The organism is Streptomyces typhae (assembly GCF_009755605.1).
GTDB lineage: Bacteria > Actinomycetota > Actinomycetes > Streptomycetales > Streptomycetaceae > Streptomyces > Streptomyces typhae.
In genome coordinates this window covers 215,110-232,516 of the sequence record NZ_WPNZ01000004.1, presented here as the reverse complement: position 1 = coordinate 232,516, position 17,407 = coordinate 215,110, and the positions used below count along the sequence as shown (strand labels likewise).

Genomic DNA, 17,407 nt, shown 5'->3' with positions numbered 1-17,407 from the left:
TCGGTGTCGGCTGAAAGGCTGGTCGGATGAACGGTGACGAGCAGCTGCTGACCGGTCGCGTCTACGGCGCGGACCGTGACGACCCCACCCCGGCCTGCTCCCGCACCGGCCCTACGCCGAACTGGTCGGCGGCCCGCTGGACGGCCTGCTGCTCGACATCCACGGCCGGCGCACCGAGGGAGTTGACGACGGCGTCGCCCTGACCACCGAACTCTCCCCGCTGGCCCGGCGGCCGCGCCCTGTACGACCCGCAGCCCGGCGAACCCCGCACACCCGGCCCCGGCATCAGCTGCCGCTTCTGCTACTCCGGCGACACACCCTGACCCCGGCCGTCGGCTCCGGCGCCCGGGGCGCCCTCGGTCAGCTGGGCGGCGGTGTTCTCGATCCACAGCAGTGTCCATTCGACTCCGGCCCGCCACCCGGGTTCCGCGCTGTCGTAGCGGCCTTCGGCGCCGACGCGGATGTTGGCGGCAAGGGCGCGCAGATCCTTCTGCAGTCCCTGCCGCTTGGCCGCGTCCGCGGTCTGGATCACTTCGTCGGTGATGTCACCGGGTCGCGGTGCGCTCATCGCCCCACCCTGGAGGACCGACCCCGCGCAAGGCCACCCGTGCCTCTGCCTCGTGCGAAGGGCCTCGCGGCAAAGTCCTGGTCACCGCGTGATCTTCCGTGTCAGGCTCGTGACCTTGCAGGCGGAGGGAGCGAGAAGCCGAAGAACGGCTTCGGGGAGGCGCCGGGGAGATGTGCCCGGACTGCACAGCGGGTCCTGCCTGGGAGAACGTCCGCGTCGCGGGCGGCATGCCGTACGAGATCTGGCACACTTTCGACTGCCCGGAGTGGGCCGTCATGCAGAAGGCACGGCACCACCTACGAGACCAGGCGGTTCTGATGACCAACGCCGACGTGGTCAACTGGCTCACCGACCCGGCGGGCGACGAGAGCTGATCCGAGACGGACACACCACTGGTCCCGGAGACGAGCCGTGAGGTCCGGGGCTTGGCTATTGGATGTTCGTCATCACTACGCCGCGCGGGACCGGGCCACCATAGGCTGGGCGAATGCCGAAGGAATCTCCCGCGGCGAAGCGGGCTCGGAAGGCGGCTCTCAAAGCCGCTGCGCGCGCTCGCGCCGCTCGGATCGTGGCAGGCGAAATCCCCGACTACTTACGGAAGCCGAGCACTGGCCGACCGGAGCCTCAACCGCTCACGCCTAAGCACAGGGTGGTCCAGGCCCCGCTCGAGCGGCCCACCAGAGCGCTCATCCCTCCCAGTAGCACACCGCTTGTGCCTCGGGACCGGGAGCAGTACGCGGACAACGCGCCGCCGGTGTGGGTGAGGGGAGGCTTTTGTGCCCAAGATGACTAGCGGCTCGGCGAGGTCATGGCATTCGGGGATGACCACCGCCTCGAAGGAAGACATTCAGCACATGCGTCCGAAGCAACGGAACAAGTACCGCCGCCTTGGGTACACCTGGTCAGAAATCAAGAAGATCGATCGTGCCATCGGCCGCGGCGAGGCAACCCTCACCCTCAAGACCACCGCTGGCGAGGTGACGATGACCCTTCCACCCCGATGGCGTTGACCGCAAGGCATGTGCCTCTTCTGGTTCTGGCAGGGGCACAACGCCACAACCTGCCCGAGGGCGCGGGGCCCTTGGCCTCGCGTTCTGCTCAGCGCTCATAGCTCGGTTTCGCCGACTGGATACCCGACGTGGCGGAGCAGTGGGCCGGAGGCCACGCCTACCTCCTGGTCGGAGTCGATGAGGACGCGATCCATGGAGTTCCGACACACGACATGGAGAAGATTTACGTCTGGCTGAGGCGCTACCTGGACGATTTCAGCCGCCACCAGTTCACGTACGTGCCCATGGACATCGACGAGGGCCGACGCCACGTCATGGTCGTCGACGTCTTTCCCCCACGATGGGGCGACCTCATCTACCCCCTGCACAAGGAATTTGATCGCCTCCGCCCAGGTGTCGTCTTCCACCGGTACGCCGGGAGGACCGAACCTGCTCACCCTGCCGAGATATATGAGCTCACCGAGCGGGCTCGCTCGCAGGGCAACGAAGCGCGTGAACATCAAGGTCACCGTGACCACCGGCGCTGTCGCCGTGCTCGCACCGACCGAGGTCGCCCGACGAACGATCACCGGTTTCCTCCGCGACGAGCTGCTGGGCCAGCCGGAGGCCGCAGACCAGAGGAAGAAGGGGGCGGCCTCCAATCCGTTCGGGGGCTTCACCTCACTCCAGGCCCTGTGGCCTGACTCCCGATCCCCGGAGGAGTTCTGGCAGGAAGGGAGAGGGCGCGAGTGTGCGCCGGAGTGCGGAAGGAGCATTTCCCAGACCGCTCCGGAACACGCGCTCGCACGTCGGGGTGACTACCGGGGCACGTCGGTGCCTCACCTCCCGTACGGTCGCCCTCGTTCGGCCTCGGCCGGCCAACGGTGGAACGCGCCACGCCACACCCGGCCGCACGCCCCCGACGGGCCGATCACCACTGCTGTCCGCGCGTGTCGGCTCGGTGGCCGACGGCGAAGACGCCGTTATGGTGGCGTGTTCTGTTCTGCGTGGCCGACAGTGACCGCGCTATGAGGTGACCCGGCCTGCTGAAAACCTGCTCGCGGGTGGGGGAGCGACGTGTGCGGCCACCCGGGGCGGGACTGGGACGTCGGGCGGCCTGGCCGGTCGGCTGCTGCTGTCCGCAGTGCCAGCCGAGCCGGATTCTGCGGTTGTCCGTGGTGAGGGCCATGCACAGGTTGCCGAATTCAACGGCGGGGGCTTGTGGTGCGGGGCCGGTCAGCCCGGGGCGATGCGGCTGAGGTGTTCCCAGGACCGGTACAGGTCCGCCTGGGCCTGGTCCATCTCCAGGACGTGGTCGAAGGACTGGCTGCCGACGATCAGTCGCCGGGGCGGATCCGGCAGTGCGGCCAGCTTCATGATGACGGGAGCAGCGGTGTCCGGCTCGGGAGCGACGGCGTCGCCCCACATCGCCTCCATCTCGGTGCGCAGGGACTGATACGGCTCCAGGGGCTGGGTGGTCGTGGTGCCGGTGGTGAACAGGCCGGTGTTGTAGCCGCCCATCTGCACGATGGTGACCTTGACGCCGAACCCTTCGGCTTCCATCGCCAGTGCCTCGCTGACCGAGTCCAGCGCGGCCTTGCCTGCGCCGTAGAAGCCGACGGTGGCCATGCCGCCGCCGCTGCCCATCGAAGTGACCTGGAGAAGCCGTCCGCCGCCCTGGGTGCGCAAAAGAGGAAGGACTGCCTGAGCCACCCACACGGCGCCGAAGAAGTTCACCTCCATGTGTGCCCGGATCTGCTCCTCGGTGGCTTCCTCCACCATGCCGTAGAGCATGGCGCCGGCGTTGTTGACGACGACGTCCAGCCTGCCGAACACGGCCGCCGCCTGTTCTGCCCCGGCGAACACGGCACGGCGGTCGGTGACGTCCAGGGCCTGTGGGACCAGATGGCTGGGGTACTTCTCGGTCAGTTCCTTCAGGGGCTCGACGTTGCGGGCGGCCGCCACTACGCGGTCGCCTTGCGCCAGTGCGGCCTCAGTGAACGCCTTGCCCAGGCCGCGGGATGCGCCGGTGATGAGCCAGACTTTTGCGTTCGACACAGTCATTCACTCTCAGTAAACGAGACGGTGCGTACCGGTTCGTTCTCAGCCTAGGGTGCCACGCTCGACCTATCAATACGGTCCGTCTCGTTTCTGTTCAGAGGTAGGACCGGGTGGGTGCCTGACGAGGACGGTCTGCCGACGGTGGCCGTCGAAGAGCGCCGTCGTCTTCGCCGCCTTGCCGGCTCTGGGCGAGGACGTGGGCGGGCAGTCGGTCGTGCTGCCGGACAGGGGCGACCTCAGACCGACCTGAAGCTCGTCATGCATGCCACAGCACAGGAGCTCGCAGCCCCCTGTCTCCACCCTGGGGGAGACCGCCTGCCCATAGCCAGCGTGGCCGGGTGCCGGGACAGAGCTTCCGGGATGCTGTGGCTGGTGACATGGCAGCGGTGCCGTCGTGTCCGGTCATGACTCTGCGCTCTGTTCGTGCTGTCCTTGTCCTGGCGGCTGCTGCGGGTACCGGCTTGGCGGGAGTGGCTCCGGCGGTGACGGGCGGGGTGGGCGATGTGCTCTGCCCGGCATTCGGTACCAGTTGCGCCAATCGTCGCGGTGCCCACGCGGCCGGTACCACCCCCCCCGAGGCAGCGGCTCGGGTGACGTCAACCCCCTGGGGCTTCCCGTCGGCAGCCCGCTGGACCAGTGCGGAGGCTCCGACCTGCCCTCGCCGGACTTGACCGTCGCCCCCACCGCCAGCTCCGACGTCTGCGAAACGACCGAGGAACTCGGGCCCGTCGGCCTGGCCAAGGCCGGTCTCGCCGCGCCCGCCGGACTGTGCAGGTAGCTGACAGGCCGCAGGTGACAACGCCTCTGCTCAAAACCGGCGGCACGCGCGGTTGCACTGGCACTTGAACTGCCCATCGCCCTGGTAGGCCCGGTTCAAGGCCGGCTCACGATGTCGCGGCTGGTCAGCTTCTGGTGCCGTAGCCGAAGAGCGAGGGAATCCCGGCCAGTGCCAGGGGGTTGGCCGTGCCGGGCAGTTCGGCGCCGCCGCACTGGTTCAGTGGACTGCCGAGGGGCAGTCCGGCCCTGTTGCCGCCAACTGTGCCGGTGCCGTGGCCCGTTGTCGCGGCGGTCTGTGTGGTGCTGTGGTTGCCGCAAGAGGTGCCGAAGGCGGGGGAAGCGATCGGCAGGAGGCCCCCGGCCAGTGCGGGCGCGGCCGTGAGACCGGCGCCGAGCAGGACCAGGGAAGCGACGGTGCAGCTGCGGTACATGCCTGCCCAACGAGGACCGTTCCGGTCGGACACGCGCCGTCGGGGGTGGCGCCACCGGCCGGAGGCGACACGGGCGGCGACGCTGCCCTCTGCAGCCAGATTGGTCCCCACCAGCGTGACGGCGGGCGTCTTGGGGCTGATGCCCGACCCGCGGCGGGTTCATTTCCCGGGCTTCCCGGGCGCGGAGGCGGTGGGGTGAGGTTGAAGATCTGGTCGGTGCCCGGGTCTTGCTGGTTCTGCGTGCCTACGCCGAAGTGTCTGGGTGTTCGCTCTCCCTGGAGCCGCACGTCAGTCGCTGTTTCACTGACGGCCATTCGTCCTGCAGGATGCTGAAGAAGACGACGTCGTGGCGGCCGCCGCCGGGCGTGGGGTCGTAGCTGCGCAGGATGCCCTCCTCCGTAGCACCGATATTGCGCAGCGCACGGCGGGCCTGCTGGTTCAACACGTGCGTCTTGAACTCCACGCGCTCAGCCTTCATCTGTTCGAAGGCGTGCCCCATCAGCAGGAAGTCCACCCAGCGGTTGATGCCGCGCCCTTGGAACTCCTGTCCCAACCAGGCCTTGCCGATCTCCAGACGGCTGTCCGCCTCGGCCATGTTGCAAAAGCTCCTGCTGCCCGCAGCACGGCCGCTGCGCTTGTCGGTAATGTGAAAGACGGCACGGCGCCCTGCCTGATGTTCGCGGAGCGCGTCCTCGAAATACGCATCGAAGTCGGCGTCGGTCTCGATGCGGTCGACGGTATAGCGCCAGATGCTCGGGTTCACTGCGATGGAGTGCAACGACGCACGGTCACCCCGGACCAGGGGGCGCAGCCGGATGTACTTGTTCTCCAGCGTGGTTGCTGCCATGTCCAGCCAGCCCATGCCGCGCCTCCGTTCATTCCAGCCGTTGCAGCGGCTTGTCCAGAACCGTGGTCGCAGGCCCGTCCCGGTTCGAGGACACCCTTGAGGGAAGGCGGGGACGCCCTTCAGGGAGCGCTCAGCCACCGGCCAGGCGAGGAGTTCTCTCGCTGCCGACTGGCACTCGGGACCTGGCCGCGCCCCTACGGCACGGTCCCGGCCATGCTGCACCCCGAGCCGCACGGCGTCCGTACGCGCCGACCTCTGTCGCGCCCGCGCTCCGCACGAGCAAGGTTTCAAAAAGCTGGTTGTGGAAGGAATCCTCGGGCGTTCTTCGGCAGCCCCTCTACTGGGCGTAGGCGGCCAGGAGGGAGGTGACAACGTTCTTGATTTTGCCGGTCTCGCCAGTTGCCTGGGGCAGGTCGGCGCCACCGCATTGAGTGAGGGCGCCGACGACTGGCAGGCCTGCACCGTTGCTGGTGAGTGCTCCGGTTGCGCGCGTTGTGGCACCTTGGGCACGCGCCTCATTGTGCTGATTGGCGCAACTGGTCGCGAACGCGGGGGGAGAGGGAATCGCCGATTCCTCCAGCTGCGGCGGGTGTTGCTGTGGCCAATACTGCGCCCGCTGCGGTGGCTGAGAGCGTGAAAGCGAGGAATGCTGGGCCCCTGGTCATACCGTGTGGACGATCACGTAGTCGACCAGTCACCCTGCTCCGCGCTGGTCACGGCAACCCACCCCTGCCGGGCCGGGTCGAATGCGTGGCTGCCACGTCGTCTTCCACCGTGACGCACGCACGAGATCAGCAAGGGTTCAAAGATCTCCGTGAGTGGTGATTTCGGCGAGCAGGTACTGAAGGTCCGGCTCGGTGTGTCCTGGGTACAGGCAGCGGACTGCATCGTCCTCGCCTGGCCAGCCGCCGCCGTTGGGGATCGGGTGTCGGCGGCTGATGGCCGTGCGCCAGCCATGCCGCTCGTCCCACACCAGAACAGGCGTCGGAGCAGTGTCGGCCAGGACTAGGACAGCGGCCAGGGCAGTTCCGGATCGGCCACCGAGGCCGCGAGCATCGGGCCGGGAGGGACCATGGCGCGGGCACCGGGATCGGTCGTCGTCCTCGTCCAGGTCGACGTCCTGGGCGCCGTTGCGGTCGGGGTCGTTGCGGCCGGCTGCTGCGTCGGCGCGCTCGTCGAACCCGGACACGGCCGTCGGACTCTGCTGGTCCTGTGCGGCTGCGACGCTGATCCGGTAGGCGGTGTCCCGGTCCATCGGTGTCCCACGTCCTATACGGCCACCCTCACCCGACCCTGGCCGTCAGCGGGAGGCGCCACGTCACGCCCGGCCGCACACACCGCAGAGCGGACAGTGCCGCCGTGCCGGGGGGAGCGGCACAGTGCTCGTCCTTGGGCGCTGTCGTCCTTGCGGGCAGGGCAGCAACGGCGGGCTTCGGGGCGTAGGGAAGGTGCGCAGCCATGCGGCAGGGAGGGGATCCCGCGCCCGCAGGAGGGAAGCGGACTGCCCCTTGTGCTGCTGCTGGCTCGTGAGCGCTGCCAGCGGCTCGAACACCCTGAGGGGGAGGCCTCCTCCTGCCGCCCCTGGCGGGGGTGGGGTCCCGTCAGGGGGTGGTCTGGGCGAAGTCGTTGTGCTGCTGACGGCGTTGGGGGTGTGGACCGGGGTTGTTTCGTACAGGGCTGGGAGGTCTGGTGAGGGTGCTGGGATTCTCGCATGCGTGCCGGGGCGGTGGGAGACGGATTCCGCGTGGCCGGGTCTGTGGTGTCCGGCTGTGCCGTCGGCCGGTGGAGGAGCAGTCATAAAGACGGATGCAGTGCCCGGGCGTGAGGATGCTGTGGCGGCGGAGCTGTCGGGTGCTTACTGGTTGGACAGTGTCCTTCCCGGGGCGGGGCGGTGCTGGCGGTGGTGGCCGCCGGGTGGGTGGGACGGGCCCGCGGGGCGGGTGCCGGTGTGTCCGCGGGCGGGGGAGCGCTGCCGGTGAGGTCCTCCGTTGCTCGGCGCTGGGGTCCCGCGGTGCCGTCGGCGGATCGGGGGTTCGAGTTGGCTATTGCCGGCCTGTCGGCTTGCCGTTGCCGTTGCGGTGGCGGGAAGGAGGGCTGGGAGGTGGTGGGGTGTTCCGGCGCGGGCGTCAACACGGCGAGGGACTGCTGGACGTCGGCGATGTGTGCGGCCCGTTCCTCCAGGCGTTTGCGCAGGTGTCGGGCTTCGGCTTCGGCCCGGGTGCGGGCGTGGTCGGCTCAGGCGGAACACGTCGGCCCCTCGCGCCCGCGGGACGCGTCCCTCATCGTGCAGCCGGGCCCGGGGCGGTGCCTTCTGGGGTGGTGTGCACGTGATCATCAAGCAGTGCTCTGGCCCCGCAGTGGGCAAGGTCTGCCGCCAGCAGCTGTCGGGGCCAGATGGGCGAGGCAGACCTGCGAAGGGGTGTGTTCTGGGAGCAAATGGACCGGAAAGCGGGGCCCGTACTGCCGTGATCGATGGAGGAAACAGTGATGCGTATGCATACCGCCTGGGTGTCTGTGGGCCTGGCCGTCGGTGGCGTGCTGGGGGCCGTGGTCCCGGTTGCCGCCGCCGGTCAGGCAGCAGGCCGGGCTCCTCAGGTGGGCGACGTCAGGATCGGACTGATCGCCGAGAGCACGGCTGCCTGTCTGGGCATGCCGAAGAAGACTCCTCTCAAGGGGATCCCCGACTTGACGACCTTCACCGTGAAGGATTTGACCCGCTTCCAGACGAAGCAGGCAGACGAGTGCGTGCAAAAGGCGGGCAAGGACCCGGCCAACCCCGTCAACGCGTTGATCAAACGGCTCACCGCGCCGACGTCTCCCCCCGGCCCTGTCCCCGGCAAGGCAGACTCGCCCGGTAGCGCTGCTCTTCGGCCTGCATCCGCCCTGGGCAACCGGGCACCGGGTGATGAGAACCCGCAACTCGCCCTCATCGAAGCATCCTTCAACAAGGCCTGCCTCGGCTTGCCCGCCAAGGGGAAACTCCACGACCTCGTCGACCTGGCCCCTGCGGATGTCCAGCATTCCCCGCTCTTTGCCGCTCCGGCCACACACCAGTGCGCCGAGAAACACACTGCTGACGGAAAGGAGCCACTACTGCAGATCCTCGAAAACGTGGCCGTGCTCAGCAACAACGGGACCGGCACCTGAGGCCCCGCCAGCCGCCGCACCGCGGGCTCCTGGCGGCTAAGCGAAGATCCGGGCATCCGAACGGAACGGGACCGCGACGTACTCGCGAAGACGGTGGCGAGGGCGGCCACGCAGCCGCTCAGCTCTGGGGCGCTCCCATGCGCACGTCAGCGGCGTCACGATCGGCGCCGTGACAGACGGGCCGTGGTCAGCAGTGCGCCGACGGTAGCGGCTGCTGTGCGGGCAGGGCGGTGGTGCGGCCGGTGTACCGCACTCGGGCATGCCCCTGTCGCCGTAGCCGACCGATTTCTGAGCTGACCGGCCCGGCACCGCAGGACCTCCATCGGCTGCCGGGTCGGCCTGCCTTCCCTCGCCGCCGACGTGGAGGTCTCCCGGGCGGCGTCATCCTGCGCGTGCAGGCCGGCTGCGTTCGGCCGCTGTAGCGCCGCCTTCCGGTGGTCCGGGCCGTCGGCTCGATCTGGCAGCGACTGATCGTCACGGACGATCTGTTCGCGGGGGCGTCCAGACGGGCACGGACCCGTGTCTTTCGCGGCGCCGGGGGGAAGTCCAGGAACTCCTCCCGGGCAGCGAGCTGTTCCTGCCACACCTCTGCGCCCGGCTCCGGCCCGGTGGCGGCCCGCACCCCTTGGCGGTCCGATCCCGTCCCGGTGAGTGCCGGTCCGCGGTACCGGGCCAGTGCGGACCTGTACCGGTCGGTGACGGACGACTTCGCGGTCTGCTCCCCGCACGTCCGCGTGTTCCTGCCGGAGACCGGGACGTGGCCGTGCGCGTCGGCAATCATCTGCGGACGTGGCGCTGCTGGTGGAGATGTGTGCGAACTCACCGCTCCACTCCGGGCGCGACGCCGGCTACGCGAGCTGGCGCTCGGTGATTCGGCTGGGCCTGCCGAGCCTGGGGCCGCCGCCGTACGCCGAGTCCTTCGAGGACTACCGGCGCACCGCCGCGGCACTGGCCGCGGCGGGAACGATGCCCTTCGCCGAACGCTCTCGCCGGTACGTGGTCGTCACCCGGCCGGCCCGCCCGGGTCGTGCCGGTATCCCTGGCGTGGTCGCGTGGAAGGGCGGCCGATCATCGGACGGGTCGGCGCGGACGAAGGGTCCGGCACCGCTGGGCCGCCTTCCCGGAGCAGCAGGAGTGGTCATGGCCTTGCCACGTTGGAACCGTTTCGTCGTGCCCGTGTGCGCGATGGCCGGAGCCGGGTGCGCGCTGTCATGGGCCGGTGCGGCGGCCGGGGTGGCGCCGAGCGTGCTGCCCGCTCCCCAGATCAAAGTGTCGCGGGCACAGGCGGATCTGTGCCCGACCCCGGCTGTCACCCGGGCACTGGCCGAGCAGGGCGTGACACTGGGGGCGAAGAGCCCGGCGAGCACGGTCGACGTCGGCGGCCGCCGGTGCGTGCGGCTGCCCATGACCAGGGGAGAATTCGCACTGGACCTCAGCAGGGGCTCGGTACCGGCCGACGGCGGTATCACGTTCACCATGAAGCCCGCGGGCAAGACCGTGACCTTCGCGGACCTGACCTTCGACTTTGCCTCGCACAAGGTCCTCGGGACCTCCGGCACGCAGGCCGCAGTGCCCCGCGGTGCGCGGCGGCAGCCGGAGGAACTGTTCGGCTTCGTCTTCCAGATGGACAAGACCAAGGTCGATGTGATCGCGGGAGCGGCTCAGGGCGCCGCTGCCCTGCACACGGGCCCCAAGAGCCAGAGCACACTCGCGGACGCCTTCGGCACCAGCCCGCTGCCGGTGCAGGGCACCGTCTTCGACGCCACCGCCGCCGGGGATGTGGCCCAGGCCGCCGAGGCCCTGACCCGCACCCTGCTGCCGTGACCGGGGCGCGCGACGACGTTCTGACACCGGAAGCGGCCGGTGTCCGCGTCGGGGATGCGGCAGACCGCATCCATGTGGTGCTCCCACCGCGCTACTGCCCCCTGCCCACCGCCGCGCATCCGGACACCGCCCTGCTGAACGCGCGCGCCGCCACCTGGCTGCACGGGTACGGCCTGTGCCGAAAGGGTGCACAGCGCGTCCGGATGGCCGGCAACGACTGCGGGGGCTTCTACGGCCGGATCCTGCCCGGCGCACCGGCCGAGCGCCTCCAGCTCGCGGTCGACTGGTGCGTGCTGATGTTCGCCTTCGACGACCTGTACTGCGACGAGGGCCCTGCCAGCATGCGCGCCGACAACTTCACCGAAGTCGCCACGCGCCTCCTGCGCGTACTGGAGGCACCGGGAGCCGCACCGGTGACAGGGGACGGGGACCCGTTCCTCGCGGCGGCGGGCGACCTGGCGGCGCGCTGCCGGGCGGCAGGCACGCCGGTACAAGTGAGGCGAGTGATCGAAGGGCATCGTGCCTGGTTCTCGGGTGTGCTGTGGGAGTTCGGCTGCCGCCTGCGGGGCCGCACACCCTCCCTGGACGACTACGCTCCCCTGCGGCAGCACACCGCGGCGGGTACGGCGACGACGAGCTGGATGGAGATCGTCGACGGTGCGGAGATCCCGGGACGGGCACTGCGGGCACCCGCAGTACGCGCGCTGGAAGAACTGGCCTTCACCACCGCCGCCTTTGACGACGACCTGTTCTCCTACGGCAAGGAACACTGGCTGGCCGCCCGCGCCCCGCGGCCCCCGCGCTGCCGGCTGAACCTCGTGGACATCCTGGCCGCCGAACGTGGTCTGGGACTCGACGCGGCGATGGAGGCGGCCGTAGACCTGTGCAACCGGCTGACCCTGCGCTTCGTACAGCTTCGTGACCACGTGCTGCCCACCGCATGCGCTCCGCTGGCGCGCCACCTCGGCCACCTCTCCCGCCTGATCCGCGGCAACCTCGAATGGGGCCTGCGCGCGGGCCGCTACACCAACCCCGACGGCCGCCACCCCGCAGCGGTCACCACCACCGGCTCCTTCACCTCGACGGCGCCGCGTGAGGGCGCACCTCCGGCGATCCCTTCCATCGCCTGGTGGTGGGACCGCTTCTGACCCCAATGAGCCCCAGCTCGCGCTCAGCGGCGTGGTGTGAGCCGCAGGGCGACCCGGTGCCGGGGCCGCAGCGCCACCGCCGCTCTCGGCTCGGCCCGGCCCATCGCGGTGATGTCGAAACGGTGTGCCATCGTGGCGATGATCAGTGCGGCCTCGTGCAGGAAGAAGGACTGCCCGACACACTGATGAGGGCCGTCACCGAAGGGCAGGTACGCCTGCGGATGCCGACCGCGGACGCCCTCCTTGGTGAAGCGCCCCGGGTCGAAGCGCAGCGGCCGTTCCCAGAACTCGGGCAGCCGGTGCGTCAGGTACGGGGAGAGCACCACCGTGGCGCCGGCCGGAATGCGTACGCCGTCGATGACGTCCTCGGCGGCGGCCGTGCGCGGCACCGCCCACGCCACCGCGTACAGACGGCAGACCTCGGCCAGGACCTGACGTGTGTAGGGCAGCTTTCGCGACGCCGCATGCCGGACAGGGCCGCTTCCCAGCGCGTCGTCGGCCTCCGCACGGACCCGCGCCGCTACCTCGGGATGGCGGGCAAGAGCTGCCCAGGCCCAGGTCAGGGTGAGCGCGCTGGACTCCGAGCCCGCCACGAACAGGGCCACGATGTCCTGGGCGACCTGCTCGTCGGTCAGCCGCCGTCCGTCACCGTCCGTCCCGTCGACAAGGAGGCTCACCAGGTCCGCGCCCCCACCGCCCTCGTGCCGTATCCGGCGGACCAGCGGAAGCAGGATGCCCTTGACCGTACGCGTCGCCCTGCGGAACTCCCGGTCACCCGGCACCGGCACCACCGACGGCAGACCGGGCACCGCCATCCGCCACAGCACCGAGTCGAACGCGACGCTGACCGCCGCCGCGAGACGGTCGCCCTGGAACTGAGGGATGCGCGAGCCGAACAGCACCGGGTTGATGACGCGGTGCACGATCCGGGTCATCTCGGTCTCCGCGTCCACCACCGACTGTCCCGCCACCACACGCTGCTCCAGGTCCGCCACCGCGCAGGCCACCCAGGGGCCAAGGCCGTCGGTGGAAGCCTGCGCGGACACCCCCGCCAGTCCCCGGCACCAGAGGGCACGGCTCACCTGCCACGCGGGCCCCTCACCCGCGATCCCCGTGCCCGTCAGCCGGCTCAGCGCCTTCCACATCGCCGTGCCCCGCCGATAGCGGGTGGCCCGGTCGCACAGCACATGCCGCACGTGGTCAGGGTGCGTGACCACCAAGGGCCGGAACGGCCCGAGTTCCAACCGGACCAGTGCTCCTTGCGACAGCCGCGCGGTGCGCTCCAGGAACTCGAGCGGACCGCCCGCGCGTAGTCCACGCAGAACACGCCCCCAGGAAACGGTGTAGAGATCACCACCGGCAGGGACCGTCATGGCGCTGTGCTCCCGCCGCAGAGGTGACGATCGTCGAAACGGGTCCCGCTGCCCCGCACACACGGACGCTGCCCCGCACACACGGACGCTGCCCCGCACACACGGGCAAGGAGACCCCGCGGCAGACCCTATGCCCCACCGTGTCCTCCGCCAGGGAACGGCACTGCGCTCGGCGAACACGCACTCAGATGGATGATCTTCGCCGTTCCCCTGCCGTCCTTCGTACTTCGCGCAGCGCGTCTACGGAGGCGACGCTGCAGACCTCGCGGGTCAGATCGGCTGCGAGGACTCGCCCGAGGCGTACCTGGAGGCGATGTGGGCGTGCACTGCGGAGTGGGCTCGCGTCCTCAAGCCGTCCGGATCGATGTTCGTGCTGCTCGGCGACGGGGCCAGGGGCACTGGGGTGTTCGGGCGCGGGGCGGCTCCTGCGGCATGAGGGGATGGTGTGCGCGTTCGATTATTCAGTCCGGTCCGCCGTGCCGAGGACGCGGGCCGCAACAGCGATGCTCGAAGGGGCCGGGGCCTGGCGCGTCGTCACTTTCCTGTACGGGTCGGTGACTGTCCCCTGTCACTCCGCTGTTTAGACCGTGGCCGTGGCCGTGAGCGGAAAGCTTCTGGCAGCCGAGGGAGGGAAGCGCGGGCTGTGGGGCGGTGCGGAAAAGATCCAGTACGCCCGTGCCAGGGATGTTGGCCGTGCTAGGGACGGGGCATCAACGAGGCCGGGGGCCTGAGGGATCTGTCACTGACCCGGGGGCGGGAACAGGAGGAGGCACGTGTTCAGCACCCAGGCTGCCCGGCGCCGCTACGAGGCCTGCACCGCTCACCTGCGGCGCTGCTCCCAGTGCCATCACGACACCCGCTGCACCATCGGCGCGGCGCTGGTGCGCGCCTACCTGCGTCAAACTCGCCGGTCCCGTGATCCGCAACGGGTGTGATCTTGAGTGAGCTCGCTGATCGGGTGATGCGCGGCTGGGAGCTGTGTCGGTGGCTGGTGACATGATCGCGGCCATGGTTACTGTCCGTACTACTCCGCCGCGGCCTGTGGATGTGTCCGCGGTCTTTCCCGAGCTTGCTTTCCTCGCGCGGCCTGCGATGCGGCTGCATCCGCGTCCGGGGACACCTTCGGTCACGGACAGCTCGGTCGGTGGGCCGCTGCTGTGGCCGGCTGGGGAACCGTGGCCGCACTGCGATGACGCGTATCTGCACGTGGACACGGGATTTCGCCAGTCACCGGCCGAAGTGCGGCTCCACAGACGCTTGCAGTCCCGGTGGCGCGCTGACGGCCGACGCCCCGTGTTCACACCCGAGGAGGACGCGCTCAAGGAGCGCAGCGCCGCAGAGCTTGCTGAACGACTCGAGGCCGGTCCTCCCTACCCTTGTGAATGCCCGGTCCCGATGCTGCCCGTGGCGCAGCTCTTCCTGCGTGACGTACCCCTGCTGAGGCCGCCGGGGCAGGCCGATCTGCTGCAGATTCTCTGGTGTCCCTACGAGCACGAACCGGATGACAAACCGGCGACCGCACTGTTTTGGCGGTCGGCCGCGAAGGTCGGCGACATCCTCACCACACCACCGGAACCGTACGAGGCGGACTATCCGGGGTACGTGCCGGAGCCGTGTGTGCTGGCGCCCGAAGCAATCACCGATTTTCCCAACAGTCTGGATCTGAGCCCGCAGCTGCAACGGGCGCTGGAGGACTGGGACAGGTGGCAGGCAGCCGGTGTGGACAGTTCCTACGCGCGGTATCCGCGTGAGTTCTATTCCATCCATCTGGGCAACGCGCCCGGCTGGAAGGTCGGTGGCTGGCCTCCCTGGGGCCGCACCGACCCCAGCCCCCGGTACTGCGCTGTGTGTAACGTGCAGATGCTCCCGCTGCTGACGATCGCCTCCTGGGAATGGGACGGCGGCGAAGGCCACAGCTGGGCGCCTCAGGAAGACCAGGCCGTCGCTCTCGTCCGCTCCCACCGGGCGGGCCAGGATCCCGCACAGCCGACGAGGGTCGAAGTCGGCAGCACGGACAACATGCAGATCTACGTCTGCCCGGCCTCCCCCGACCATCCGCACACCGACCTGATCCAGTGAACCGCCGGACCTGTCACGCGCATACCCTTCCGTCGCCGGTCCCGGGGTGCCCTATGACCGGTCGCTTGTCCATCGACACACATCTTGATCGGAATTTCGATGAACGAGGAACCCAGGCGGGGGCAGGCGCCGTCCCACCCGGCCGCACGTCCCTACCGGGTCGGTGGTTGCGGGGCACAGTGCCCACGGCGCGGTCAGCCGCTGCTGTCGGAAGAGGGTTTCCAGGGTGGTCCTGCGCTGGTGGTAGGGCCAGTGGGTGGTGACGGTCCCGGAGTGGCGCAGGAGGTCGAACGCGACGTAGTGGGCGGGTGCCGCGGTGGCGGCCTGCCGTGCGCCGGCCCTGCGGCGGCGCAGCCGGTTCTGCAACCGCTCGAACGCGATCCGGCCTGCCTCTCCGGCTTCCCGCACGATCAGTTCCCCGTCCAGGGCGGTGGCGTCCGGCATGTTCCGGACAACCCGAAGGGTTCGTTCTTCAGGTTCTGCCCGGGCACAGAGACACCGGCTTCCGCCGGAGAAGCTGAGGGAAGCGAGGACGACCAGTAACCCACCTCGGTGGCAGCCTGCTGAACGGCCTCGTGCTCCTCGTCAAGGGTGGCGCGCGCCTTCTCCAGCGCTCGGTCCACGTCGTTGAGCGTGGCGTCGTCGGGGTTGAGCGCGTGCAGATCGGGTCGGGAAAGCGGTGCCGACTCCTGTGTCCGGGTGGGCCGTCTTCCCCCATGTGAGGCCGCAACTCCGCGAGTTCGGCCTCCAACACGTGGATACGGCGTGCCGCGTGGTCGGCTACCTGCTGGGCGATGCCCCGCTCTCGCTCGGCGCGAACCAACTGTTCGCGGAGTTCCGTCTCCTGCCGTTGCGCCCGGGAGAGGAGCTCCACCACCTTGCTGCTGGGGGGTTCAACCGCTGCGGACTCCAGCGCGTCAAGTCGACGCCTCAGTTCGACGACCTTCGCCTGGGCTTGTCCGAGCATGACGAACAGCAACGTGGCCATTGACAGGGCCTGTTGCCGCGCGTGCTCGTCGGCCTCGTAGGCCTGCCGGGCGCGCTGCATCTCCTGGAGGACCTCGATGGTGCGGTCTTTGGCCCCCAGCAACTCCCAGGCGGGCACCAGCTCCTGCGCTTCCGTGATTGCTGTGGGGTTCGCGCCCGCCCGGTCCCACAGCGTCCTCGCCTCCCCGAGGCGTCGCTGGGAGGGGTCGGCCTGTTCGTGGGGAAAACAGACGTCGGCCACGGCCTCGACGAGATCCCACTCCAGCGACTCGCCGGACAGCCGATCACGCAACTGGCGTAAATCGGGCACGGCCCCGGCGACGAAGTGCTCGGGAGTGAGCCGTGCGTGCAACTGCCGTACAGACACCGCCGATTCGTCGAGCCAGGGCCGCACCGTCGCGACCAGCTGGTTGATCTCGACGCACGAGCCCCGGGCCGGTCCCCACGGCCGCCCCGCCCGCTTCCTCTCGTCGGCCACTCGATCTCCCCCATGGTTTGTTCGCCGGACAACCCCCTGTTGTCACCGGAGAAGCGTCCAACCGTCCCACCAAGGCTTCCGCCCGGGGATCGTCGCAATTCGTCATCGACACCACACGACCCAGGCGGTGCCTTCATGAAACACACCTTCCCGGCGTTCCTGCTCCTCGCGCTGGCGGTGGCCGTCCTCTTCTCCGTCGTCGTCGGGGCGATCGCCTCCGCCCTCGCCCGCTGGGAGGGGGCCGCGGTGCCGACCGCCCTGTCACGCTGCGGCATCGCGTTTGCCGCGAGCCTCAGCCTGTGTCTGGCCACCTTCGCGGCATTGGACCAGACGTAGCGGAAGGGGAACAGGGGGCAGGTGGAAGATGGGCCGGGCCTTGACCCCGGCCGCCGACGGGCGCCGGCCTGGCGCTCATTCCGCACCGCCGGCCGTTGCGCCGGCGAGCGGTGACGACGTTCAGGCGGAGCTGGCCGGTAGCCGGCGAGTCCGGCCAGGGCGTGGGCGCCGGCCGCCCAGCCGCGCGGCGGGGGAGGCCTTCAGCTGGGACACGGCGGTGGTGAACCGCTCGGGGTGCAGGCGGGTGGCGTCGCGCAGCGCGCCGTCCTCGTCGACGCGCTGGCGCCGGTAGGCCACGACCAGGGCGACCAGGGCGCCCACGCCAGGCGACGTCCTTCCTGCGTCAGTGGGGCGTTGGGATG

18 protein-coding genes and 2 pseudogenes are annotated in these 17,407 nt (G+C 69.8%); 10 read left to right on the top strand and 10 right to left on the bottom strand.

The features are described 5' to 3' along the window. Positions 1-26 precede the first annotated feature (26 nt). Positions 27-323: pseudogene (locus tag GPA10_RS09445) on the top strand (hypothetical protein). Here the strand turns inward: GPA10_RS09445 and GPA10_RS09440 are convergent. Next, complete coding sequence (locus tag GPA10_RS09440; RefSeq protein ID WP_157165083.1) at positions 302-568, bottom strand: hypothetical protein; 267 nt, start codon at positions 566-568, stop codon at positions 302-304. The pseudogene GPA10_RS09445 and the gene GPA10_RS09440 sit on opposite strands and share 22 nt — an antisense overlap. Positions 569-738: 170 nt before the next feature. On the opposite strand from GPA10_RS09440, the gene GPA10_RS09435 reads away from it, so the two are divergent. Both GPA10_RS09435 and GPA10_RS09430 read left to right on the top strand, forming a co-directional pair. After that, on the top strand, positions 739-942 hold the full coding sequence (locus GPA10_RS09435) for a hypothetical protein (RefSeq protein ID WP_157165082.1): 204 nt from the start codon (positions 739-741) through the stop codon (positions 940-942). A 447-nt stretch (positions 943-1,389) separates the two neighbouring features. Further along, positions 1,390-1,578, top strand: coding sequence for a hypothetical protein (locus GPA10_RS09430; RefSeq protein ID WP_157165081.1), 189 nt, complete (start codon positions 1,390-1,392; stop codon positions 1,576-1,578). A 95-nt stretch (positions 1,579-1,673) separates the two neighbouring features. Here GPA10_RS09430 and GPA10_RS09425 read toward each other — a convergent pair whose 3' ends face one another. From GPA10_RS09425 to GPA10_RS09405, 5 genes are all read right to left on the bottom strand, one after another. Further along, positions 1,674-2,078, bottom strand: a complete 405-nt coding sequence (locus GPA10_RS09425; protein ID WP_157165080.1) for a hypothetical protein — start codon at positions 2,076-2,078, stop codon at positions 1,674-1,676. A gap of 715 nt (positions 2,079-2,793) precedes the next feature. Further along, entirely contained in the window at positions 2,794-3,621 is an 828-nt protein-coding gene (locus GPA10_RS09420; RefSeq protein ID WP_157165079.1) for an SDR family NAD(P)-dependent oxidoreductase, read from the bottom strand. 899 nt (positions 3,622-4,520) lie between these two features. Continuing rightward, complete coding sequence (locus GPA10_RS09415; RefSeq protein WP_157165078.1) at positions 4,521-4,826, bottom strand: hypothetical protein; 306 nt, start codon at positions 4,824-4,826, stop codon at positions 4,521-4,523. Between the two features lie 244 nt (positions 4,827-5,070). Next, positions 5,071-5,688 (bottom strand): GNAT family N-acetyltransferase, encoded by a 618-nt coding sequence (locus tag GPA10_RS09410; protein WP_157165077.1) that lies wholly within the window; start codon positions 5,686-5,688, stop codon positions 5,071-5,073. A gap of 787 nt (positions 5,689-6,475) precedes the next feature. After that, on the bottom strand, positions 6,476-6,928 hold the full coding sequence (locus GPA10_RS09405; protein WP_157165076.1) for a hypothetical protein: 453 nt from the start codon (positions 6,926-6,928) through the stop codon (positions 6,476-6,478). A gap of 1,232 nt (positions 6,929-8,160) precedes the next feature. Here GPA10_RS09405 and GPA10_RS09400 point away from each other — a divergent pair. From GPA10_RS09400 to GPA10_RS09390, 4 genes and pseudogenes are all read left to right on the top strand, one after another. Beyond that, positions 8,161-8,820 (top strand): hypothetical protein, encoded by a 660-nt coding sequence (locus GPA10_RS09400; RefSeq protein WP_198351548.1) that lies wholly within the window; start codon positions 8,161-8,163, stop codon positions 8,818-8,820. A gap of 789 nt (positions 8,821-9,609) precedes the next feature. Continuing rightward, positions 9,610-9,795 (top strand): annotated as a pseudogene (locus GPA10_RS44000) (glutamate-cysteine ligase family protein); the annotation flags it as partial. Positions 9,796-9,960: 165 nt separating this feature from the next. Then, complete coding sequence (locus GPA10_RS09395; RefSeq protein WP_246259001.1) at positions 9,961-10,644, top strand: hypothetical protein; 684 nt, start codon at positions 9,961-9,963, stop codon at positions 10,642-10,644. Beyond that, positions 10,641-11,792, top strand: coding sequence for a terpene synthase family protein (locus GPA10_RS09390; RefSeq protein ID WP_343040579.1), 1,152 nt, complete (start codon positions 10,641-10,643; stop codon positions 11,790-11,792). The genes GPA10_RS09395 and GPA10_RS09390 overlap by 4 nt, the downstream gene beginning before the upstream one ends. Positions 11,793-11,815: 23 nt before the next feature. On the opposite strand, the gene GPA10_RS09385 is transcribed toward GPA10_RS09390, so the two are convergent. Continuing rightward, positions 11,816-13,165, bottom strand: coding sequence for a cytochrome P450 (locus GPA10_RS09385; protein WP_157165073.1), 1,350 nt, complete (start codon positions 13,163-13,165; stop codon positions 11,816-11,818). Between the two features lie 773 nt (positions 13,166-13,938). Here GPA10_RS09385 and GPA10_RS09380 point away from each other — a divergent pair. Next, complete coding sequence (locus tag GPA10_RS09380; RefSeq protein ID WP_157165072.1) at positions 13,939-14,100, top strand: hypothetical protein; 162 nt, start codon at positions 13,939-13,941, stop codon at positions 14,098-14,100. A 73-nt stretch (positions 14,101-14,173) separates the two neighbouring features. Next, positions 14,174-15,244: a YwqG family protein gene (locus GPA10_RS09375; protein WP_157165236.1), complete on the top strand. Its 1,071-nt coding sequence runs from the start codon at positions 14,174-14,176 to the stop codon at positions 15,242-15,244. Positions 15,245-15,295: 51 nt separating this feature from the next. Here the strand turns inward: GPA10_RS09375 and GPA10_RS09370 are convergent, their stop codons facing one another. Together GPA10_RS09370 and GPA10_RS09365 are read right to left on the bottom strand one after the other, a co-directional pair. Next, entirely contained in the window at positions 15,296-15,688 is a 393-nt protein-coding gene (locus GPA10_RS09370; RefSeq protein WP_157165071.1) for an ATP-dependent DNA ligase, read from the bottom strand. Positions 15,689-15,716: 28 nt separating this feature from the next. Then, entirely contained in the window at positions 15,717-16,709 is a 993-nt protein-coding gene (locus GPA10_RS09365) for a hypothetical protein (protein WP_157165070.1), read from the bottom strand. Between the two features lie 135 nt (positions 16,710-16,844). Here GPA10_RS09365 and GPA10_RS09360 point away from each other — a divergent pair, with 135 nt between their 5' ends. Next, the gene (locus tag GPA10_RS09360) at positions 16,845-17,045 is read left to right on the top strand and encodes a hypothetical protein (RefSeq protein WP_157165069.1); all 201 of its coding nucleotides are present in this window, start codon (positions 16,845-16,847) and stop codon (positions 17,043-17,045) included. A gap of 120 nt (positions 17,046-17,165) precedes the next feature. On the opposite strand, the gene GPA10_RS09355 is transcribed toward GPA10_RS09360, so the two are convergent. Next, positions 17,166-17,366 (bottom strand): hypothetical protein, encoded by a 201-nt coding sequence (locus GPA10_RS09355; protein ID WP_425505706.1) that lies wholly within the window; start codon positions 17,364-17,366, stop codon positions 17,166-17,168. Between the last annotated feature and the right edge of the window lie 41 nt (positions 17,367-17,407).

Coding starts and splice junctions, on each gene's coding strand:
- GPA10_RS09440 (WP_157165083.1), bottom strand. CDS start 568: ATGAGCGCACCGCGACCCGGTGACATCACCGACGAAGTGATCCAGACC.
- GPA10_RS09435 (WP_157165082.1), top strand. CDS start 739: ATGTGCCCGGACTGCACAGCGGGTCCTGCCTGGGAGAACGTCCGCGTC.
- GPA10_RS09430 (WP_157165081.1), top strand. CDS start 1,390: ATGACCACCGCCTCGAAGGAAGACATTCAGCACATGCGTCCGAAGCAA.
- GPA10_RS09425 (WP_157165080.1), bottom strand. CDS start 2,078: ATGTTCACGCGCTTCGTTGCCCTGCGAGCGAGCCCGCTCGGTGAGCTC.
- GPA10_RS09420 (WP_157165079.1), bottom strand. CDS start 3,621: ATGACTGTGTCGAACGCAAAAGTCTGGCTCATCACCGGCGCATCCCGC.
- GPA10_RS09415 (WP_157165078.1), bottom strand. CDS start 4,826: ATGTACCGCAGCTGCACCGTCGCTTCCCTGGTCCTGCTCGGCGCCGGT.
- GPA10_RS09410 (WP_157165077.1), bottom strand. CDS start 5,688: ATGGGCTGGCTGGACATGGCAGCAACCACGCTGGAGAACAAGTACATC.
- GPA10_RS09405 (WP_157165076.1), bottom strand. CDS start 6,928: ATGGACCGGGACACCGCCTACCGGATCAGCGTCGCAGCCGCACAGGAC.
- GPA10_RS09400 (WP_198351548.1), top strand. CDS start 8,161: ATGCGTATGCATACCGCCTGGGTGTCTGTGGGCCTGGCCGTCGGTGGC.
- GPA10_RS09395 (WP_246259001.1), top strand. CDS start 9,961: ATGGCCTTGCCACGTTGGAACCGTTTCGTCGTGCCCGTGTGCGCGATG.
- GPA10_RS09385 (WP_157165073.1), bottom strand. CDS start 13,165: ATGACGGTCCCTGCCGGTGGTGATCTCTACACCGTTTCCTGGGGGCGT.
- GPA10_RS09375 (WP_157165236.1), top strand. CDS start 14,174: ATGGTTACTGTCCGTACTACTCCGCCGCGGCCTGTGGATGTGTCCGCG.
- GPA10_RS09370 (WP_157165071.1), bottom strand. CDS start 15,688: ATGCCGGACGCCACCGCCCTGGACGGGGAACTGATCGTGCGGGAAGCC.
- GPA10_RS09360 (WP_157165069.1), top strand. CDS start 16,845: ATGAAACACACCTTCCCGGCGTTCCTGCTCCTCGCGCTGGCGGTGGCC.